We start from the raw sequence: 22,314 nt of genomic DNA on the forward strand, positions 1-22,314 counted from the left end.
GAAAAACAGGATGGCGATCGACCAGTTGCTTGATGCTTGCAGCGCAATCGAACCGGACGGCAAGGAAGCGATTTTGCGGGATGTTCGTGCCTATCGGCTCGCCCGGGTGCAGGAGCAGCTACTCAAGCATGAGGTCCCTGCCGTACTGCTGTATGACCCCGTGAACATTCGCTACGCGACCGATACATCCAACATGCAGGTGTGGGCAGGCCGCAATCCGGCGCGATACATTGTGGTTTTCGCCAACGGCCATATCGTCGCATGGGAGTTTCACAGCAGCGAGCATGTATGGGACGGGCTGAACCTCGACGTGGAACTACGCAGCGCGATTAGCTGGACGTTTTTCAATGCCGGCCAGGAAGCCGAGCGCCGCGCCGAGGCATGGGGCGCCGACATTGTCGACGTTTTCCGAAAACATGCCCCAGGAGAGCGCCTGCTGGCAGTGGACCGCCTCGACCCATACGGCGCTGCCTACCTGCACAAGCACGGAATAGCACTGCGCGACGGCCAGGTCTTGATGGAGACGGCCCGGTTGATCAAATCGTCAGGCGAACTCGTTCTCATTGGCGAATCCTTGCGCACCTGCGAAATGGGCGTCGACCGTATGCGGCGCGAACTTCGGCCGGGAATGACGGAGAACGATCTTTGGGCACACCTCCATTACGAAAATATCCGACACGGCGGCGAGTGGATTGAAACCCGCCTTCTCGCCTCCGGAGACCGCACCAATCCCTGGATGCATGAATGTTCTTCGCGGGTCTTGCGCGACGGCGACCTACTGGCTTTCGACACAGATATGGTGGGGCCAAACGGCTACTGCTCGGACATTTCCCGCACTTGGGTGGTTGGAGACGGCCGCCCAACTGATGAGCAGCGCAAGCTCTATGAATACGCCTACTCGCAGGTCCATTTCAATATGGACCTGCTGCGCCCGGGCATGACGTTCCGGGAGTTCTCGGAAAAGGCGTGGAAGATTCCAGACGAGTTTATCAAGAACCGGTACTGCTGCCTTGCCCATGGTATCGGAATGGTGGACGAGTATCCCTCGATTGCACACCAGATCGACTGGGAAAGCTCGGGTTATGATGGCCGGTTCGAAGTTGGCATGACCATGTGTGTCGAAAGCTACATCGGTGCTGAAGGCGGTTCTCAGGGCGTCAAGCTCGAGCAGCAGGTAGTACTCACCGAGAACGGCTGCGTCTCGCTGACCGATTGCAGTTTCGAGACGGACTGGCTGTGACAGATAGCTCACAGCCAGTCCCTAACTCAATGCCATCGGGAGACACCATGTCCGGTACCCGCCCCGAAAACGTGAGCGCGTTCGTCCGCATCGCTGAGGGCCTTTTTCAGGCTGACAGGCTTCCTTTAGCGGGACGAGCAGTCGCGTCTCGAGTGTTCGAGCGGCTTCAAACCTGTTCAGACGACGGAGTGAGACACAGCACGCGATATCCTGCATGCGAATGGCTTGATGCTGCGCTAGCGTCGATCACGCACGAGCGTCCCCCACTCGGTACCGCAGCGCAGACGATCAAGTCACTCGAACCTGTCCTGGGATGGTCCCGACGTACATCCGGCTCGCAAGGCAGTGAAAACTATATCGATGGACACGTACATGGCATGATTTGCGGGCCCGGTGGCGCAGAAAGTCGTTACGACGTCCAACTCGGTTTTACTGTGCTGTTGCCCAATGTGCGGTATCCAGACCATAGCCATCCACCGGAGGAGGCGTATGTGCTTTTGACTGCAGGGGAATTTCGGCAGCAAGACGGGGAATGGTTCAATCCCGGAATCGGTGGCGGTATTCATAACAGCCCTGGAAGCTTGCACGCGATGAGATCCGGCTCGGCACCGTTCCTCGCTATCTGGTGCTTATTGATTTGATGCCCTGAGGCGACAGAATGCTAGCCAGGATTTTTGCTACACGGCATACCTGCCTATTACGTCATCCAATGCTGGCCTTCCCATACTTCCCGCCCTCGGAGATCCAGGTGCGGCGCAGGAAAGGCGTTTTGTCCGTGTCACAGTACTCCTGAAGACCGGACCGCTCTCCCGAGATTGCATGACCGGTCCAGCGCGTCCTTGTCGATTCGCGACAGGTCCTACTCCGCGCGCCCAGCATGACCTGGATCTCTGGCCCAATGCTGGTGAGGCGTCGCCAGGGATTGCCTCTCTTGTCAGTCGGCAGCCGCGCTTGCAAACTGGTACAGGTGGCCAACTCGCGTTCGAAGTGCCCGTCAGGACTGTCGAACATCCGTTGTTTTCAATTGTTGGGAATGCATTGACGCAGGCGTCTCTCATGGTTCAGCACTCAATTGATACGGAGGCCAAGGCCTCGAGGCGACTCCGTTTCGGCATCGTGTTATTGCCCAACTTCACCTTGACTGCCTTCTCCGGCTTCGTAGACCTTCTCAGGCTCGCGAGCGATGAAGGCGACATGAGTAGACCCGTTAGGTGCTCGTGGACCATTGTCGGAGAAAGTCTGACTCCAGTTCGTGCCAGCTGCGGAATCCAGATAACACCTTGGACAACTTTCAGTGAGTCGGGGGTATTCGATTATGTGGTGATCGTCGGTGGACTGTTGCACTCAGGGCCACCGGCCAGCGACGCGACACTCGCCTTTATTCGCGCCATGGCCGATACATCAGCCACGCTGGTGGGAATCTGCACGGGCGCGTTTGCGCTTGTACGCGCGGGCGTGATGAGCGGGTTCCGAGTCTGCGTCAGCTGGTTTCACTATTGGGATTTCGTCGAGCGTTTTCCGCACTTCGATGAGCGCGACCTCGTTGCCGACCGACTCTTTGTTATCGACAGACAACGCATCACCTGTTCCGGGGGGCGCGCGTCGATTGACGTTGCAGCAGCCATCCTGTTGCGCCACGTGGAAGCCACAATTGTCCGAAAGGCGCTCCGTATTCTGCTTGTCGATGACGCCCAAAAAGGCAACGCACCGCAACCCCACCCTCCGGGCCTCGAACCCGCGACGCATCCCAAGGTAAGGCGCGCCATTCTGCTGATGGAGCAACATATCGGCCAGCCACTGAGTTTGCCCGACCTCGCGTGCCGGCTTGAAGTGTCGGTTCGGCAGCTTGAACGTCTCTTCACGTCGGAGACAGGAAAATCTCCCGGCGTATATGCGAGACAAATCCGGATACGGATGGCGTCGTGGCTGTTGACCAGTTCCGACCGCACAGTTGCGGATATCGCTTCGTCGTGTGGTTTTTCGGATGCCTCCCATCTTGGTCGCGAGTTCCGTAAGGAATTTGGACAATCACCAAACGAATATCGCACGACGCGATTGCCGAATGCATGTGACGCGTCACCCGATATTCCGCAGCCGGTCGAATCGTCGCCGGATGGGCACGCCTACGCTTTGGTTAAGCAACCCCGCATCGAACCGAAAAGACTGCAGTAGATCGATGCCCCCTCTGGATCCTGAGCGCCTCGACGCCGCGGAGGTACGCGCGCGCAAGTGAACTTGGTGCTATTCGACGCCCTTCGGATCCGCCATTTCTCTTGCCTTATCGGATACGGCGCATAATGTCTGAATGGTGGCCCTTGGCAAGGAAAATGCTGTTATGCACTGCACAAACTGCGGATGCGAGAACCTCCCCGGTGCCAAATTCTGCGAAGCGTGCGGAACCAATCTTCCGCGCGCGTGCCCTCGCTGTGGCCACGAGGCGACGCCTTCCGCCAAATTCTGCAACGAGTGCGGCGCCCCCCTGACCGAAGCGCCTGCCCCCTCGTCTCCGCATTCGCGGCCTGTTCCAGAGCCATCCAGAGCGCCGGTTCATTACACGCCACACCATCTTGCCGAACGCATCCGCGCCGAGCAGGCGGCCATGGACGCGCGAGGTGAGACCGCCGGTGAACGCAAGACCGTCACAGCGCTGTTCGCCGACATGGCCGGTTCCACCGCGCTGATCCACGACATGGACCCCGAAGAGGCCCATCGACTGATCGAGCCCGTCGTCGCCCTGATGATGGACGCCGTGCACTACTACGAGGGCTATGTGGCCAAGTCGCTGGGCGACGGCATCCTCGCTCTGTTCGGCGCGCCCATCGCGCACGAAGACCATGCGCAACGCGCACTCTTCGCGGCGCTGCGCATGCAGCAGGCGATGCGGCGCCACAGCGATCGCATTCGACTGGAGGAAGGCATTCCGCTGCAGATCCGCGTTGGCGCGCACACCGGGGAAGTCGTCGTGCGCTCGATCCGCACCGACGACTTGCACACCGATTACGATCCGGTCGGACACACGATCCACATTGCGTCCCGGATGGAAGGCATTGCCACGCCCTCGTCAATTCTCGTGAGCGAAGCGACCCACAAGCTGGCCGAAGGCTATTTCGAGTTCAGGGCCCTGGGGGCCACACAGGTCAAAGGCATTCCCGATCCGCTCCCGGTGTACGAGGTACTCGGTCTCGGCGCGCTGCGCACGCGCCTGCAACTGGCGGCGCACCGAGGTCTCGCCAGGTTCGTAGGCCGCGAGGCCGAACTGGAGCAGCTGAACCGGGCGCTGGATAAGGCCAGAGCTGGCCGTGGACAGGTGGTTGCCGTGGTCGGCGAGGCCGGGGTCGGAAAATCGCGGCTGTTCCATGAATTCAAGGAGCGCTCCCGACGCGGCTGTCTGGTGCTCGAGACGTTTTCGGTATCGCACGGCAAGGCCTTTGCCAATTTGCCCCTGATCGAGCTGTTGAAGAACTATTTCCAGATCACCGATCAGGACGACGAGCGAGGGTGCCGGGAAAGGGTCATGGGCAAGGTGTTGACGCTCGAGCGCCGCTTCGAGGATCTCGTGCCTTACCTGCTCTATCTGCTGAGTATCTGCGAAGCCGGTTCGGCGCTGGCCGAGATGGATCCCCGCATCCGTCGGGACCGAACATTGGACGCGATCACGCAGTTGCTTACACGCGAAAGCTGCAAGCAGCCGATCGCATTGCTGTTCGAGGACCTGCAATGGCTGGATCGCGAAACAGAAGCCTTCCTCGCGTACCTGCTCGAACACGTGCCAGGCACGCGGGTCCTGCTGCTCGTGAATTACCGGCCCGAGTATCAGCCCGGTTGGCGACACGCGGATCACAGCTGCCAGCTACGGCTCGAACCGCTGGGCCCGGCCGAAGCCCAGGGACTGCTCACGGCGCTACTCGGAGATGACCTCTCTCTCGTGCCCCTCAAGCAGCTCATCCTGGAGAAGACGGAGGGCAACCCGTTCTTCATGGAGGAGGTAGTCCAGACGCTGACTGAAGAGCAGGTTCTGCTCGGCAATCCCGGCCATTACATGATCGAGCAGACCCCGGCGGCGCTGCATATTCCCACGACCGTTCAGGGCGTTCTCGCCGCCCGTATCGACCGGCTCCCCGTCGCAGAGAAAGATTTGCTGCAAACGCTGGCTGTTATCGGCAAGGAGTTTCCGTTCAGCCTGATCCAGCGTCTCTGTGATGACCCCGTTGCGCGCACGGAGGACCACCTGCGCCAGCTTCTCGCCCACCTGGAAGCCGCGGAGTTCATTTACGAACGTCCCGCGTTTCCGGAAGTCGAGTATTCGTTCAAGCACGCGCTGACCCAGGAAGTCGCAGGCCACTCGCTGCTCAAGGAGCGCCGGAGCGCACTGCACGAGCGCACCGCGCAGGCGATCGAGACGCTGTTTCCGACCCGCATCGCGGATTACTGTAGCGAACTGGCTCATCACTACGGTTTGAGCGGCAACATTCCGAAAGCCGTGGAGTACCTGCATCGCGCCGCGCTACAGGCACTTCGACATGCCGCCCATCTGGACGCCATGCACCACCTCGGCGTCGCCCTCGAATTGCTCAAGCGTCTGCCTGATACTCCGGCACGCGTGCATTGGGAGCTGAAGCTGTTGCTTTCCCTAGGGCCGGCCTTGATGGACGTGCGAGGCTATGGCGCGCCGGAGGTGGCCGCGACCTACACCCGCGCGCTCGCGTTGTGTGAGCAGACCGGCGAGACGTCACAAGTCTTCGCGGTGCAACTTGGACTGAGGATCCACTACGTGTCGCGCGCCGAGTATGCCACTGCGCGCGACCTGGCCGAGCGGATGCTCCACATGGCGCAGCGCGCCCAGGATCCGGCTTTGCTCGTCAACGCACACGACGCCCTCGGTATGTGTCTTCTGCTCCAGGGGGAGCTCGAAGCCGCCCGCACCCACGCGGAACAAGCGCTTGCCCTCTACGACCCTGTGCAGCATCAGGCGCATGTCTTTGCTCACGCGCTGGATCCCGGCATCTGGGCTTTGAACATCCTGGTTCTGACCTTGTGGCTTCAGGGTTACCCCGATCAGGCATACAAGCGGAACCTCGAGGCACTGGCCCTCGCACAAAAGCTCGCCTTTGGTCCAACTCTCGCGAACGCCCTGGCTTTCGCGGCCGAGTTGCACCAGCTTCGGCGAGAGTCATCGCGGGTCCTCGAGCACGCCGAGGCGCTCATCACGCTCTCGACCGAAGAGGGGCTGCCATTGTGGCTCGCGTGGGGAACCTTTTTTCGGGGTTGGGCCCTGACCGAAAGCGAAAGCTCGCAGGAGGGCGTAGCCCAAATGCGCGAAGGCCTGGCCGCCGCCCGCGCCGCCGGTGGCGAGGACCAGAGGTCGTACTTTCTGGCGCTTCTTGCCGACGGCTCTCAGCGCGCGGGTGACGGGAAAGCAGCCCGCGACATGCTCGAAGAGGCCGTGGCGTTCATCGACAAATCCGGGGAGCGCTGCCACGAGGCGGAGTTGTATCGGCTCAAGGGCAGCATACTGTTCGGTGCGTTGAACAGTGATGATGGCCTGTCCGCGTGCGGCGACGAAGCGGAGACCTGCTTTCGCAAAGCGATCTCGGTGGCTCGCCAACAGGGCGCGAGATCGCTGGAATTGCGCGCGGCGTTAAGTCTGGCCCGGCTGTGGCAGCGCGAGGGCAAAATCACTGAGGCCTCGCAAGCGCTGTCCGGGGTCTACGGCTGGTTTACAGAGGGCTTCGAGACCACCGATTTGCGAGAGGCCAAGGAATTGCTTGATGCCCTTGCACCAATTTAGGCGGATGAGGTGCCGTGCGATGGCGTCTCGAAGAACGCGGACCGCGCCGTCAGGAACAACACCTCCACCTTGCCAGGCTTTGATGAGACGAGACATATCTGCTTCGATCATCCATTTGGGCTGCCGGGATCAAAACTAAAGAGTCCGCTCTGCTGGCGAAGCACACCCTGAGCGTCCACCCGGAAGCGGCAGCACAAAAAACTGGAGGGACTATCCATGTCGTCGCAGAACAAGCCTTTTGCCCCCCGGCGCAAAGTCGCCGAGACGGAGACGTCCGTCGCGTTCAAACGACGCTTCATGAAGCGGATGATTTTTGTCCTGGCGGGCGGGATGTTTCTCGACGGCTATATCCTTGGAATTGTCGGACCGGTGAGCCTCAAGCTCACAGCCGGTCTTGGCGTTTCGACGCTCTGGGAAGGCCTGATCGCCGCGGGCGCGTTGTTTGGCATCCTGTTCGGCTCCCCGCTGGGGGGCTGGGCCGCCGACCGGTACGGTCGGAAGCCGCTGTTCATGATGGACATGGGCATATTCCTGATTGCCTCCGCGATGCAGTTCTTGGTCCGCACTCCGCTGCAGTTGTTCGTGGTGCGCCTATTAATGGGCATCGCGATCGGCGTTGAGTACTCCGTTGGCTGGCCGCTCATGTCAGAGTTCGCGCCCGCCAGACTGCGAGGGTGCCTCATGGGCGTGACCTTGATTGCCTGGTACACCGGATTCATGGTCGCCTTCGCTGTGGGATATGTGTTGAACGAGTCGACACACCTCAGTTGGCAATTCATCCTGGGTACGAGCACATTTATCGCGGCGATCTTGTTCCTGGCCCGGATCGGCCTGCCCGAGTCGCCACGCTGGCTGTGGAACCAGAAACGCGTCGGCGATGCCCGCGCCATTGCTGGACGGTATATGGAGAGCGCCGAGGACGTGGCCGATGTCGAGCGAGAATCCGAGACGAAGGACGGTTTGAGGATCGGAGTGCTCCTCTCCCGGCAGTATTGGCGGGCCACGCTGTTCATGTCGATGTTCTGGTTCTGCGCCGTCACGCCGTATTTCGCGATTGCGACATTTGCAGACAGCGTGCTGAAGACATATGGCCTCGGTGGAGGGCTCGCCGGTGGTGTCGGTCTCTCCACAGTCGCTTTGGCTGGAGTTGTAATCACGGTCCTGTTAGTCGACAAAATCGGCCGCCGTGCGCTAACCGTACCGCCACAGTGGCTGTGCACCGCGCTCCTCGCGATCATCGGTTTGTGGGTCAACGCACCACCGATGGCAGTACTAGCGTTGTTCCTCGTCTTCTCCTTTTTCAACGCCGGGTACAACACGCTTACCGGCATCTACCCTGCAGAGGTCTTCCCGACTGAGATCCGGGGGATCGGGACGGGCTTCGCGGCCGCCGTCAGTCGGGTCGGAGCCGGCCTCGGCACGTTCCTTCTGCCGTGGTCGATGGCTCACATCGGCGCTTCGGGAACCATGCTGGTGGCTGCCGGCATCGCGGGTCTCGGAGCAGTTCTGTCACAATGGCTTGCACCCGAGACCAAAGGCAAGAGCCTCACAGAAACGGCCGCTGGTTACGCGCATTAGCGCGATTCCGGCCAAAGATTCCGGCCTGTCTTTCAAAGAGTGAGCCACGGCGACTTCCTGTATAAGCGCCTACCCGAACCGCTCGTCTACGGTATCGAGGCCGGGTAGCAAAGATATTCGAATCTTCCAGTTATGCCAGATCAGTATTTGGCGATGATTTGAATAGCCGCGGCCGTTGACCACTATGCCAGCCGTGCACAACGCGCTCCCAAGTTTTTCACGAAAACGTGACGCTCAATGCCGCTGTTAAGATAAGTTTTCTAAGTAGCCATTCTGCTCGGTCGATCTGCTTACCGTTCCCGCCCGCTCTCTACGAACCAGACCGCCTCGCTGTGCAGACACCAGACTCCGCGCTACCCCCCTCTCGTCACTCGGCGACCGGCCCTTGACGACTCTCATGCCACATAGCTTCCCAAGGCCGTCAATCGTCCCCGGTCTTCCGGAAGAAACCACGATGCGCTATAACACAGGCGGCAGCGCCACGATGACCGGCAGATCACTGGTGCCCGCATGCGACGTCACCAGACGCCGCGTGACGAGCCCGGCACATAGCGTGGTCCGGGAATCGTCGGTGACATTGGTGAGCGGCGCGAGCTGCATCCCGTTTGAGAGATCGAGTCGATTCAGACGCTTCCCCCTGGCGCTGCCCTGAACCAACCAGCCGGGAGCACGCCATGGCCATGCGCAGGCGGGAAGACGACGAGGTGTATCCAAACGCCGCCGGGATCGACGTTGGCGGGTCCAGCCACTGGGTCGCAGTCCCCCGGACGGCCGATGACCAGCCCGTTCGAGAATTCGGCGCCACAACATGCGAGTTGCACGCGATGGCCGACTGGCTGCTTGCGTGCGGCGTAGATACCGTGGCGCTCGAATCCACCGGGGTGTACTGGATCCCGGTCTACGAGGTGCTCGAGCAGCGCGGCCTGGCGGTCTGGCTCGTTGATGCGCGCCAGATGAAGTACGTTCCCGGCCGCAAGAGCGACGTGCAGGACTGCCAGTGGCTGCAGAAGCTGATGAGTCTCGGATTGCTGCGCGCGGCGTGGCGGCCTGCTGGCGAGGTCTGCGTGGTACGCGCAGTAGTGCGGCAGCGTGAGCTGCTGCTTACCGAACAGGGCAGCTGGATACAGCGCATGCAGAAGGCGCTGGTGCAGATGAACCTTCAGCTTACCGAAGTGCTAACCGATTTGATGGGCATGACCGGGCAGGCGATCGTGCGGGCGATTGTCGCCGGCGAGCGCGACCCGAAGGCCCTCGCGCAGCATCGTCACGCCCGAATCAGGGCCAGCACCGCCGAGATCGAACAGGCGCTGACGGGCAACTGGCGCGACGAGCACCTGTTCGTGCTCGGGCAGGCGCTGGCGATGTTTGACAGCCTGGCCCAGCGCGTGTTCGAGTGCGATGCGAAGATCGAGGCGCTGCTGGCGCCGCTGGGGTGTCACGAGATCGAGCTCGCCGGACCTGGCAAGCGGCGCGGCAAGAACACGCCACAGTTTGATGCGCGTGTGGCCCTCGCTCGCTGGGCGGGCGTGGACCTGACGCGCATCAACGGCCTGTCGGTCACCACCGTGATGGCGATCCTCTCGGAGACCGGCCCGGACCTGAGCCGCTTTGCGAACGTCAAGCACTTCTGCTCCTGGCTCGGGCTGTGTCCCGGCACCAAGATCAGTGGCGGCAAGGTGCTCAGCGCCCGCACCCGCCGCTCGGCCAACCGGGTACGTCAGGCGCTCAAGCTCGCGGCCATGAGCCTGTCGCGCAATGATTCAGCGCTCGGCGCGTTCTACCGCCGGCTCTGTGCGCGCATGGACAAGCCGCGCGCCAATACGGCGGTGGCTCACAAGCTCGCCCGCATGGTGTATTTCATGCTCACGCGCGGCGAGGCCTTCGTCGACCAGGGACAGCAGCGCTACGAGGAACAGCAGCCCCAGCGTAGCATTGATGCCCTCAGGCGACGCGCCACCGCCCTTGGTTTCCAGATCACCCCAACCGCTCAAGTGGCCTGATGGCCTGAAAACCGACGTCATCCTGAATGTTTCTCGTGAGATCTAGCAAAGTCGGACATTACCGTGTAACCGCCACAGCGAAAGAAATTGGTCACTATATTTATGTAAACCAACGCCACGCGCGTTCGAGGCATTTCTAGCGCTGCCCCGCGGGACGAACTGTTTCCCGGCTACGTCAAACCAATCAAAATATGTATACCAAGCGCTATAAGGATGACCGGCAGAAGCGCACGGCCGTATCGCAAGGTTTGCAATGCAGCCGCACGTGTCCTGGCTAGAGCATGCCCGACTATGCACAATACAGCGGACATGACTGCAAAGACAAAAATATAGACGGGGATATCCTTTACTGAGCTTGCGAACAGCGGGATATAAGCAGCCAGATTATCTCCTCCATTCGCGATTACCAGAGCCGAAACGGCGAGAACGCGCGTACCACTGATCTCGGGCAGCACAAGGTCGTCCTCTTCCAACTCCTGCGGGTTGGCTAGAAACGCGAACGCCCGGTAACAGCCGATACCAAGAGGCACAAATCCCAGCATCGAGACCCATTTGTGCGGAATTGAAACCGCCGCGACGGCAGCGATGCTGCTTGCCGCAACCAGCGAGCCTATGCCGATGAATTGCCCGGCGACCACCTCTCGATCACTGTAGCGACCATTTCCAAACAAGACGCCTAACAGAAGCAGGCCATCCACATTCGTCGCTACAAAGACCGCCATGGCGAGGGTAAGGGAATGCAAGCTCATCCGCGTCAAGATAAAGAGCACCAACGCTCATCGGGGTTAGGTAATCCGTAGCTGGTAAGGAAGCCCGACGCCTCATTCATCTCACGGCTTTTTTAAACTAGCCTTACACGTAACGTTTTCCCACAAGTAGGTCCGAAGCACAATAAGACAAACTTTACCTAGAACGATATGTTGCCCAAAAGAAATCAGCGCACCCAAAACCGAACCGGGCACGCCATTCGTTCAAGCACGCTTCGTCCGGGTGAGGACGAAGCGTCACTATCGGATTCCAGTTCGCTTGCGCCCTAAAATGCCTTCACGATCGAAACCATGGCCGCTACCTGGTGAGCCGTGTTGCGCGTGTAGACAGGCAATTGAAGCTTGGCTTTGACGACACTTTTCCAGCTGGGAATCAGGTAAGAGACAACCGGACCAAGCGTCACGATCCCGATCTTGTTCCCTCCGGGCAGTTCCGTGCCGTATTGCTTGTCACCCTGCAGTTGAAAGGCATAGTTGCCTGCCAACCCGTACTGCCATCGACCGGTTCGCTCCGAGATACCAAAGTCGATGTCTACCGTGTCTCCCGAACTGTAGTCCGTTGCGGTGTTCTTCGACGTCATCGCATAGAAAACCTGCGCCGAAAACTCCACACCATCACCAAGCAGATTCGGCCCCGTAAGATACGTCAGTGCGACGTTAGGAATGAAGCGATACACGTTATTCCCAAACGACGGGGTCGGCGCAGTTGCCTCATATTTGCCAGTCGGGAACTGCATCGAGAACGCCGCCTTGACGGTCAGTCCATAGGGCAACCCATGTGGGGAAACCTCTCCGCCGATATGTTTGCTCCACATGAGGATGTCGCTGTACAGGTCTCCCCATTCATACGTGGTTCGACACGTGCCGTTGACGCACAACCTCGACGCCGCATACGTCTCCAGAACACTCGTTCCAAGAGTCCCACCCGCGAGCTTGAAAGGGTACACATACAGAACCCCTAGCCCTGGAACCGCAGCCTTACCGTTGAAGTTCAGGGCACTTGGGCCGCCGTTGTCTCCATAGTACCGATCCGGCGCGGCGCCCCAGAGCATCGCGATCCCATAGAAGCCAGTCGCGTCGGGCAGATACGCCCCGTTAATATCTGTTCCGCCACGCGGCCCACCGTAGGTAATGCCCTCCGCAGCATACGACGAGGTGCACGCTCCCACGGCAATACCAGTCGCCGCGACCAATCTGACAACGCTTCGCCAAACGTGAATACCGTCGTCATGACGAACGCTCTTCATCTCCATCCCACACTCCTGTTTAATAGTAGTCATCTGCCGTTTCCGGCCGTCTCCAAACACATTGTTATTCGTACTACTACACATTTTTTTGGCCTAGAATTGCAGACATTCCATATTCCTACAGAACTTGCATCTTCACCGGCATCTGCTTCGGCCCTCCAAGGAAATTTCCTTCAATCCATCTTGTTTCCCCGGCAAGTTCCAACGCCGACACCCGCTCCACAAACCTCGTCAGGTATAAGCGCAATTGCGTGCGTGCAAGCATCTGCCCGAGACACATATGTGGCCCCGCGCCGAACGCCATGTGTGTGTTTCTTCCACGGTCAAGACGAAAGGAGTCTGCATCCTCAAAGACGTCCTCGTCCCTGTTTCCGGACGGGTAGAGCAAAAGGACGGCGTCTCCTGCGCGAATAGTTTTCTGTCTCAACGTGTAGTCTTCATTCGCAACACGCATGAAACTTCTCACCGGGGAAACGAACCGAAGCATCTCCTCGACAGCCGCCGAGATCTCGACCTCTCCGCGTCGAAGTCGCGATAGCTGGTCGGGGTGAGTAATCAGCGCACGCGTACCACCTGCAATCGTCGCGGCTGTAGTGTCGTGCCCCGCCGCAATGATAGAAACGCAATACGAAAGCGCGGTATGCTCGTCGATCAGCGAGCCATCGATCGTAGCGTTCGCGATCACCGAAAGCAGATCTTCAGTGGGCGTAGCGCGGCGTTCGGAAATTTTTCTCCTGAAGTACGCGAAAAATTCGTCAACCGCTTCGGCGGTCGCGTGACCATCAGTCGCCCGTGCAGCATCTGGATCCAGCGGGCTGAAGAGCTGCCCCGTCAACCGATGCAGCATGTCGCCATCGCACTCTTCAATCCCCAGAATCAACATGATGACGCGCAAAGGAATTCCGAGGCTGACCTCCTTGACGAAGTCAAACGTGCCTTCCAGCGAAGCGGCATGGTCCAATCGTCTGTCGATGACCCCCAGAATCTTGGGCTCCAGGTTGACGAGACTGCCGTATGCAAATCGTGCCTGCGTAACACCCCGATACTTGCGATGGTCGGGTGCATCCATCGTCGGAAGCGAACGAGTGATAGGCGCGCCACCGGTACGCTGCTTGATCTGCAACTCTTCGCTTTCCAGCATCAGTCGGTTTCGCGGCCCGGCCAGAAACACATCACTGCGCGCTTCTATCTCAGCAATATCCGCATACTTCGAGATCGCCCAGAAAGGCCGGTAGCCCGCGGGTGAAGTCCAGCGCACGGGAAATCGGGTCCGCAGTTCGCAAAGCATGGCGTGGAAGCGCGCTTCGTCGGCATAAATTCGCGGGCAAACCACATCATCATCAGTCATATGATCTCTCCTTCGAACGTTACCTTCGCCTGCCCTAGCTGAGCTGAATCTTCACAGGCATCTTCTTAGGTCCGCCGAGGAAATTCGATTCGAGCCACGAAGTTGGTCCAGCGAGTTCCGCTGACCTTACGCGCTGGAAGAAGCGCGTGTAGAACGCGCGCAACTCCAGTCGCGCAAGCATCTGACCAAGGCACATGTGTGGACCACATCCGAATGCGAGATGGGTGAACCGGCCGCGGTCGAGACGGAAGCGATTGGGATCTTCATAGACGCTTTCATCACGATTGCCAGATGGGTAGAACAAGAGGACCGCATCCCCTTCACGAATGATCTTCCCGCCGATTTTATAGTCGCGGCTCGCAACGCGCATGAATCCGCGCACGGGCGAAACATATCGCAGCATCTCTTCAACAGCCGGTGCCACTTCGACCGAACCTGCGTGAAGGGCCGCAAAGCAATCGGGGTGAGTGAGAAGCGCGTTCAGACCGCCAGATATCGTCGCCGACGTCGTGTCATGCCCACCGACGAATACCGTAACCGCGTTCGACAGTGCGTCTTTTTCATCTATCGGCTTACCGTCAACCGTCGCGTGAGCAATGATGGAAAGCAGATCGTCTCGAGGATTCGCACGACGACTGTCCAGATGCACTTTGAAATATTCGAACAGCTCCTGTGCAGCCTCTGCGGTGCCATGCCCTTCGGTTTTTCGTGCGGTATCGGGGTCATACGGATTAAAGAGCTGGGCCGACAGTCGGTGAAGACGATCACCATCCTCAAACGGAACCCCAAAGATCATCATGATCGTTTGCAGAGGCACCCACAGACTGACCTCATTGACGAAGTCAAACGTCCCCCCGAGGCTCGCCACGTGCGCCAGACGCTCATCGACGATTTCGCGGACCCGCGCTTCCAGTTTTTTCAGATTCCCCGGAGCGAACCACTCCTGAAAAATGGCTCGATACTTCCTGTGATCGGGTGCATCGAGGGTCGGAAGCGAACGGAGAATCGATGCCTGACCTGTGCGCTCACGCACCCGTCGCTCCTCTTCTTTCGTGAACAATCTATTGCGCTGACCTGCGAGAAAGATGTCACTCGCAGTCTCGATCTCCAGGATGTCCTGTTGTCTGGTAATCGCCCAGAACGGACGGTATTCCGATGGCTCAGTCCAATGGATGGGATCCCTGGCACGCAACTGCGCAAACATTTCATGCAGCCGCGATTCGTCCGCGTACAGCTTCGGCGACACGATGTCGTCGTCGGCAAACGTCTCCAATTTTGTCTCCTCCTACTTCTGTCAGGTAATATCGCAAGGATTGGTCGCGTTGAATCTATTAAGTTGAAGCGACCAACCCATTTAAGCTCTTGCGCCCTCTCAGCGCTTCCTGTTAATGCGCAGTGGTCTTCGCCACATTCAGAATCTTCAGTTGCATGGATGCCTTCAGGCCTTCAACGCCATTCTCCTGTCCAATGCCTGATTGCTTTGCACCACCGAAAGGTACCTCGGGCGCGAGATCCAGATGACGGTTGACCCATGCAGTGCCGACATCCAGTCGTCGCGCGACATCAACGCCCCGGTTGTAGTCCGAAGTCCACACCGTTGCTCCTAATCCGAACGGCGACGCATTCGCACGCTGGATGACCTCGTCCTCTGTGTCGTAAGCCAGAATCGGCATCACTGGCCCGAACTGCTCCGATTTCACCAGTTGGGCGTGATCATCAAGGTCTCGAACGATTGTCGGAGCAATGAAATATCCGGGGCGATCCAGTGCGTGCCCTCCCGCGATCACCGTGCCCTGACTGCGGGCGGTTTCGATAAGATCCAGCACCTTCTCGAACTGCACCACATTCTGCAGCGGTCCCATCTGTGTTTTCTCATCGAGTCCATCGCCGACCCGGGTCTGCCGCGCAATCTCCGAAACCTCCTCGCAGAAGCGGTCGACCATCTTGCGCGGGACAAAAACCCGCTTCGCCGCGAGGCAGACTTGCCCCGCGTTTAACATCGCAGCGTCGAAGACCTTGCGGGCCACAGCCGGCATGTCTGCGTCGTCAAGGACGATTGCGGCGTCGTTCCCGCCTAGTTCAAGCGTGAGGCGCTTGAGTGTTCCCGCCGCACTCTGCATTACGCGACGCCCGGTTTCGGTCGACCCGGTAAAGCCGATTTTGGCGATGTCCGGATGTGACGTCAGCTGCTGCCCCAGATCGTTCGTGTCGACGATCACGTTTAAGACACCAGCGGGAAGAATATCCACGGCAATCTCGCCGAGGAAAAGCGTCGTCAGTGGCGTTGTCGGGGCAGGTTTTGCGACGATCGTATTCCCCGCAATGAGCCCCGGTGCAATCTTGCTGATCAGTAGACTGAAAGGGAAATTCCAGGGGGTAATCGCAGCAAGAACGCCGAGCGGCGAATAATACTGAATGACCTGTTCAGTTTCGCTTTCCCGCAGGACAACCGGCGGGCAATCCAGATCGGCGTAGTAACGGAACCGCCGGAGTGCTCCGGAAATCTCGCCGTTTGCCTGCAACAGCGGCTTCCCCTGCTCCTGCGTAAGCAGTCGAGCAAACTGGTTCGCGCGCTCTTCAATTGCATCGCAAAGACGCAACAGGTATCCACGACGATCAGCGTGTGAGAGATGCGCCCATCCAGGCTGGCTACGTTTCGCCGCTGCCACCGCTTCATTCAGCTGATCGAGGCTCGCCCTGGCGCACGTAGCGAATGCCTTACCTGTCGCGGGATTAATCACGTCCAGCGAGGTGGCACCTTCTACCAGTTTTCCACCGATAACCAGTTTGAACATCATTTGAATCATCTCTTGTGTTTAGAACGACGTGATCACGCTACGGGCAAATTCGCCACTTTCCAGCGCACGATAGGCGTCGTTAATTTCGTAAATGCTAATTTGTCGCGATACAAGACGATCAAGATCAAGCCGGCCTTGTCTATAGAACTCGGCGTACATAGGAATATCGTGTTTGATATTGGTCGATCCCATGTAAACGCCTTTGATCGTCACCTGACGTCGGATCAAATCAGGGTGAACCTCAACGGCCAACTCGGTGCCGGGCTTCGGTAGTCCGATGACGTACATCGCACCGCCCTTACGTACCATCTGTACCGCCTGTTGCAGCGTCTGCTTGAGGCCGATCGCCTCGAAAGCGTGGTCGACCCCAGCAGGCGATGCGGCCAGCACCGCATCAACAGCGTCGACTTTGCTTGCGTTGACGAAGTCGGTTGCACCGAAATCACGCGCCAACGCTTCCTTTTTTGCCTGCGCGTCGATTGCAATAATACGACCGGCGCCCGCGAGGCTGGCACCCGCAATGACATTCAGCCCCACGCCTCCCGCGCCGATGACTGCGACTGTTTCCCCCGGACGAACGCCCGCGGTATTGAACACAGCTCCCACTCCCGTAATGGTCCCGCATCCCAGAACGGATGCCTGTGCAAATGGAACATCGACTGGAATCTTGACGAGCTGGTTTTCATGCACAAGCGAATATTCTGCGAAAGCGCCCACGCCGAAAACCTGCGTCAGCTCGTGAGAAGACCTGGCCAAGCGGCCTCGCTCACCAGGCGCCCGCAACGTCTTCTCGGGGTGATCACACTGCCAGGTATGGCCTACCAAACAGGGAGAACAGTGTCCGCAGAATTGCACGAGAGTTCCGACAACGTGGTCCCCCACCTTGAACTCGGTCACCTCGGAGCCCACCTTCTCGACTATGCCCGCGAGTTCATGGCCAAGCACAGCCGGCAACGGAATGCCATAGTCGGATTGGGCAAGATGCAGGTCTGAGTGGCAGAGGCCAGCGGCCCTTACCGAAACCAGCACTTCACGTCCGATCGGATCATCGATCTCGACTTCTTCGATCTGGAAACCTCCGGATATTCTGTTCAAAACGGCCGCTTTCATTCCGTCTCCTCACTCCTTCTATCTAGGACAATCCACGCCTTGCGTTGGTGAACTCAACGCACTTAGCGACGTCTGCATTCTGTCAAGCGCTCTTCTGGATGAAGGCGTGGCCGCATTATTCCGAACGATTCGAAAATATCAGTCGGATGTCTAACGGTCTAATAGTGTTTTAGAATCATTCAAGACGAATATCGAATGATTCACTTCCCGCCATTTCATCATGTAATGATCACACTGGAATTCGTAAGCAATCGCTGGGATCTGAACGAAGCGGCGCGAGGATGACGCAGGCTGATGCAATTCCGCCTGCGATAGCTGCAATCGCAAACCCAGGTCCGTAGGTCCCGCTAATCCTCAAAGCGATCGATAGCACCGCAGGCCCGCATCCCAAGCCGAGGCTGAAGCAGAAACCAAGAACGCCGTACACGACCCCCAGATTTTCTGCTCCGAACACACGAGCACTCAAAAAGGCCATCGCGTCAACTTCAGACCCGAGGGCAACGCCTACAAGCACTCCGGCAATTACAATGCCGGTCACGGACGCGTTCACGGCAAGCATGCCGATGCCAACTGATGCGAGCGCGAAGACGACTGCGGATAGACGCTGGGGATCTACTCGATCCAGCAATATGCCAAAGAAAAAGCGGGCCGCGGTCATCGAGCCACCGACAACAAGCATGATGCTCGAGCTGCTTTGCGCAGTCAGCCCACGGTCATTCAAAACAATCGGCAGCGCCCACGTTCCAGCGCCCACCATCACCGAAACGAAAAAGAAAGTCGTCGCCAGGAACCCAAATGCGGGTGATCGCAGAAGTTGTCCACTCATACGAAGGAGCGCTGTCGAGCTCAACCGATCTGCATGAGTGAACGCATCAGCATGTCGTGGCTCGCGCATGAGCAACGTTACCGACAGCAAATTCACGCCAGATACCAACACGCCAAGATAGGCATATGCGGTACGCCACCCTACGAGGGAAATGAGCCAGGCGGAAATTGAAGGCAACGCACCTACGCCAATTCCACCGAACAGCATTGCCGTACCTAATGCCAGCCCGAGACGCTCTCTGTACCATCCTGCGATCGCCTTCACGTAAGTCACTGGCACCTGGAGCGCGCCGAGCAAAATGCAGACACTGAACGCAACGAGAAACATGGTCTGGCTGGTTGCAAGATAGCCGATCAGACACATGCCAAAGCCCAGGAGGGGGCCGGCAAGCAGTGCGACTCGTCTTGCTCCGGTCAATCGCCAGTCCAGCCATTGGCGCACACAAAGCCAGTATCAACTGTCCGAAAAGTGTTGCTGAGCCCACGATGCTGCGATCCCAACCAGTGTCAGAGACGATCGGTTTCACAAACACCCCAAAAGTAAAGAGCAGGAGCTGGCCCGTTCCGGCAAACAGATTCAGCCCTGCCCCAAGGACAGTCATTCTGGCCGACCCAAACGATGTATAGGAGATATCTTTCACTTCGCTGGGTTCACAGATCGTGGATTTGACTCTTTTTGCTTGCGTCGTTCCGCTATACGCTGTAGGTGCATCGCTTACCAGCCGGCGGTAGCCGCAGCGACGATACCGAGTGACATAGCCTGTGCCAGTCCTCCTGCGTACCCTTGCCCGTACACATCGCCAGCGTCAGCGCCTGCGGCAAGAAGGCCAGTAATTGGTACCGCTTCGGGTCCGAGTACACGCGTATTGGCATCAATCGTCAAACCACCGAACGTATAGGTAATCGACGGATATACGACAAGGGCGTAGAAGTCCGGCTGGTTCAATGGCCGGCAAGCTTCCGTGCGCGGTGGCACGAGCGTCTCCCACGCCGTTTCGGCACGAATATTAAAGTCTGCAAGGGATTCGATGAGCCGTTCCCCGTCGAAACCCACACTGTTCGCGAAGGCGAGCAGATCAGCATGGTCGCGACAGATACGCCCTTCGCCGCCATGGTCCATCGCAACGTTGAACTTGTCGTGGCCCGGCTGGCCGGGAATTGAGGAAGCGGTCGCGTAGCGATCCTGTACTCGCCTATCCCACAGTAGGAGTGCACGTGCGTTTGGCTGAAATACGGTCCACCAGGCGTTGTTGTGATCGCCCGTCGATTCATCACAGAATCGATAGCCATTTTCATTGAATAGCAGCCCGTGCTCGCTGTGATACTGGGCAAGCAGCGAAAAGAAGCGTTCATCCCCCCATGACGGAGACCTGCTTACCAGATGACCGTAAAATCCACGATTCGCTTCAGACGTCTGCGCGCCCACAGCGAGTGCCAGTTCGATCGCATCGCCGGAGCTATGTGGATTGGCTCTCACTAGCATGTTGCGCGCATTCTCGTGGATGTAGCGCGCCCTTAGCTCGGCGGAGCCCTGATATCCCCCAGTGGCCAGAAGCGTGTACGGAGCGTGCACATCGACCGCCCCGTCGGAGTGGACGGTACGGACTCCAACAATTTCTCCGCTGCGCCCTTTCAGCAGCGATTGGACAGAAGTCCCGCATACAACATAGCCCTCAGTGCGCTCGACAGTCCGCCGACACTCTTCGAGATACTCCACGATATCGATCTGATAACCAAACCCACTGAGGACTTTTCTTGCACCGGACATTTTTATGCCCTGGCGCTTAAGCCAGCTTATTGCCTCCGGATAAGCGCGGCGTACGACGTTGCCCAGCAGCCGGCTTCCGCCGCCGTATAACTGCATTCGCTCGTCAGAGCTTGATGTCCAAAGGATTCCACCCGACATAAGCGCTGAGCCGCCTATGCGGGGGGCCTTTTCAATAACCACAACACGCGCGCCACGATCGGCCGCCCGTGCGGCGGCCGTCATACCTGCCATTCCGGCACCGATGACAACAAGGTCGCACGACAATGCATCATCATTCATTTATTTACTCCACACAGCGCCAATCTACCTGAAAGCCGACCGACTCTCACACCGCGTCGGCGAGCATGAGGAATACCAATGCAAATGCAGCACGAATCCCGCCAAGCCAGGTTGAAACTTTACCTGGCCTACCGCTCTCTCCTTGTGACTTGAATTTCACTTGCCCCCCTCGTCAGCGGACGATTCATAATCATGGGACCCTGCCGGAAATCTGAAAGGCCCATATCCGAAATTGTAAAATCGCTTTAAGTTAATATCGGATAACGAATCAATAGCATTACTAACGTCAGGGACGTTGACCAATTTTCGGATCTTTCGCCAAGCAGAGGTTAGCAATTGACGCGTCCCAGTCGTGGCAACGTCCCAAGCAGTTATGTCAGGCCGACGGGCGGACGACAGCCTCGGCTAATTGACCCGCGTATCGCATCGTACGTGCACCGGCGTTACACCCAACGACACCAACAAGAATCCCGTCTTTCCGATACTCAGCGACAAATGCCTTTTTGACGTTATCGTCGAACACGTACTCAACGGCCGTTGCCCCCCGGGATGTTCCGAGCATCTGCACTCGCTTGCCGTGGAAGTCAGACCAAAAATACGGAACGAATTCTGACCATGCCGAATCATGCGTCCCGAGAATTCGCTGGGCGACGATACGTCCCTGCTCGCGCGCAGCAGTCCAGTGCTCGTGCCGTTCATGAACTCCCGTACGCACATCGAGCCAAGCCGCGACATCTCCTGCCGCGTAGACGCCATGGACATTGGTATTCCCATGCTCATCGCAGATGACGCCATTCTTCAATGCAAGTGCCGACTGGTTAAGCCACTCTGCGTTGGGAAGTGAGCCCAGTCCGGCAAGCACGACATCTGCCGTCACGACTTCGCCATTCGCAAGGAAGAGTGTTCGCTCACCATTTTCGGCGGTCGCGATTCGGTCAACGGCACTTCCGCATTTCAGCTCAATCCCGCGCTCGCTATGCAGTGCTGCCAGACGTCCTGCAACATTGTTACCAAGCAAACGCTCAAAGGGCTGGCCGGCAGCCTCAATCAGCACAACGCTGGCTCCAAGGTCCACCGCGCTCGAAGCAACCTCCGCCCCGATGAACCCACCACCGATGATCGCAAGTCGTTTCCCGTGGCTCAAATCGCTGCGCAGCGCGAGTGCATCGTCGAAATCCCGAAGCAGATGAACCTTTCCAGCGCCGGCTTCCTGCGGAAACGGACGCGCCCTCGCACCGGTTGCGATGATGACTGCATCTGCCGCGAACTCCTTACCAGATTCAAGCTTCACCGTACGCGATGCAGTGTCGAGACTCTGGACCCTGACACCGAGCAACAATGAAATATCTGAGCGGGCGTAATACCCTGCGTCATGAAAGTGGAAGCCTGATGAAGCAGGATCGACTAGTCCGGCTTTCGAAAGTGGCGGGCGATCATAGGGAAGGTGCGGCTGCCCATCCATGAGCGTGATCTCGCCCCGAAACCCTCCACGACGAAGTTCGTTTGCAGCACCAACTCCTGCAACTGACGCACCAACAATCAAAACACTGTTCGTCATAACCTGAC

Annotated in this window: 15 protein-coding genes; 6 read left to right on the forward strand and 9 right to left on the reverse strand. The window is 58.5% G+C overall.

Annotated elements, in window-relative coordinates:
- Nucleotides 1–10: 10 nt before the first annotated feature.
- The 6 genes from BO1_RS22105 (at nucleotide 11) to BO1_RS22140 (ending at nucleotide 10,606) form a co-directional block, all read left to right on the forward strand.
- The gene (locus BO1_RS22105) at nucleotides 11–1,240 is read left to right on the forward strand and encodes a M24 family metallopeptidase (RefSeq protein ID WP_028219419.1); all 1,230 of its coding nucleotides are present in this window, start codon (nucleotides 11–13) and stop codon (nucleotides 1,238–1,240) included.
- Between the two features lie 47 nt (nucleotides 1,241–1,287).
- A complete protein-coding gene (locus BO1_RS57790) occupies nucleotides 1,288–1,881 on the forward strand; it encodes a dimethylsulfoniopropionate lyase (RefSeq protein ID WP_084688103.1) in 594 nt (197 codons plus the stop codon).
- Between the two features lie 415 nt (nucleotides 1,882–2,296).
- Entirely contained in the window at nucleotides 2,297–3,412 is a 1,116-nt protein-coding gene (locus tag BO1_RS52200; protein ID WP_043285865.1) for a GlxA family transcriptional regulator, read from the forward strand.
- Nucleotides 3,413–3,575: 163 nt separating this feature from the next.
- Nucleotides 3,576–7,028, forward strand: a complete 3,453-nt coding sequence (locus tag BO1_RS22125) for an adenylate/guanylate cyclase domain-containing protein (protein WP_043285869.1) — start codon at nucleotides 3,576–3,578, stop codon at nucleotides 7,026–7,028.
- A gap of 216 nt (nucleotides 7,029–7,244) precedes the next feature.
- The gene (locus tag BO1_RS22130; RefSeq protein WP_028219423.1) at nucleotides 7,245–8,606 is read left to right on the forward strand and encodes an MFS transporter; all 1,362 of its coding nucleotides are present in this window, start codon (nucleotides 7,245–7,247) and stop codon (nucleotides 8,604–8,606) included.
- A gap of 674 nt (nucleotides 8,607–9,280) precedes the next feature.
- Nucleotides 9,281–10,606, forward strand: coding sequence for an IS110 family RNA-guided transposase (locus BO1_RS22140; protein WP_028219424.1), 1,326 nt, complete (start codon nucleotides 9,281–9,283; stop codon nucleotides 10,604–10,606).
- A 170-nt stretch (nucleotides 10,607–10,776) separates the two neighbouring features.
- Here BO1_RS22140 and BO1_RS22145 read toward each other — a convergent pair whose 3' ends face one another.
- The 9 genes from BO1_RS22145 to BO1_RS22185 all read right to left on the reverse strand — a co-directional run bounded on the left by BO1_RS22145 (nucleotide 10,777) and on the right by BO1_RS22185 (nucleotide 22,306).
- The gene (locus BO1_RS22145; RefSeq protein ID WP_052409550.1) at nucleotides 10,777–11,376 is read right to left on the reverse strand and encodes a cadmium resistance transporter; all 600 of its coding nucleotides are present in this window, start codon (nucleotides 11,374–11,376) and stop codon (nucleotides 10,777–10,779) included.
- A gap of 263 nt (nucleotides 11,377–11,639) precedes the next feature.
- Complete coding sequence (locus BO1_RS22150; RefSeq protein ID WP_052409551.1) at nucleotides 11,640–12,626, reverse strand: SphA family protein; 987 nt, start codon at nucleotides 12,624–12,626, stop codon at nucleotides 11,640–11,642.
- Nucleotides 12,627–12,738: 112 nt separating this feature from the next.
- Entirely contained in the window at nucleotides 12,739–13,968 is a 1,230-nt protein-coding gene (locus tag BO1_RS22155; protein WP_028219427.1) for a cytochrome P450, read from the reverse strand.
- A 34-nt stretch (nucleotides 13,969–14,002) separates the two neighbouring features.
- Nucleotides 14,003–15,241: a cytochrome P450 gene (locus BO1_RS52205; RefSeq protein ID WP_043285873.1), complete on the reverse strand. Its 1,239-nt coding sequence runs from the start codon at nucleotides 15,239–15,241 to the stop codon at nucleotides 14,003–14,005.
- Nucleotides 15,242–15,353: 112 nt separating this feature from the next.
- Nucleotides 15,354–16,766: an aldehyde dehydrogenase family protein gene (locus BO1_RS22165; RefSeq protein WP_028219428.1), complete on the reverse strand. Its 1,413-nt coding sequence runs from the start codon at nucleotides 16,764–16,766 to the stop codon at nucleotides 15,354–15,356.
- A gap of 18 nt (nucleotides 16,767–16,784) precedes the next feature.
- Nucleotides 16,785–17,876 (reverse strand): Zn-dependent alcohol dehydrogenase, encoded by a 1,092-nt coding sequence (locus BO1_RS22170; RefSeq protein WP_028219429.1) that lies wholly within the window; start codon nucleotides 17,874–17,876, stop codon nucleotides 16,785–16,787.
- Between the two features lie 229 nt (nucleotides 17,877–18,105).
- Nucleotides 18,106–19,119, reverse strand: coding sequence for an MFS transporter (locus BO1_RS22175; protein ID WP_167338373.1), 1,014 nt, complete (start codon nucleotides 19,117–19,119; stop codon nucleotides 18,106–18,108).
- Nucleotides 19,120–19,416: 297 nt separating this feature from the next.
- A complete protein-coding gene (locus BO1_RS22180; protein ID WP_028219431.1) occupies nucleotides 19,417–20,748 on the reverse strand; it encodes an FAD-dependent oxidoreductase in 1,332 nt (443 codons plus the stop codon).
- Nucleotides 20,749–21,124: 376 nt separating this feature from the next.
- Nucleotides 21,125–22,306, reverse strand: coding sequence for an NAD(P)/FAD-dependent oxidoreductase (locus BO1_RS22185; RefSeq protein ID WP_043285903.1), 1,182 nt, complete (start codon nucleotides 22,304–22,306; stop codon nucleotides 21,125–21,127).
- Nucleotides 22,307–22,314 lie beyond the last annotated feature (8 nt).

It is taken from the genome of Paraburkholderia oxyphila NBRC 105797 (assembly GCF_000685075.1).
GTDB classification, from domain to species: Bacteria; Pseudomonadota; Gammaproteobacteria; order Burkholderiales; family Burkholderiaceae; genus Paraburkholderia; species Paraburkholderia oxyphila.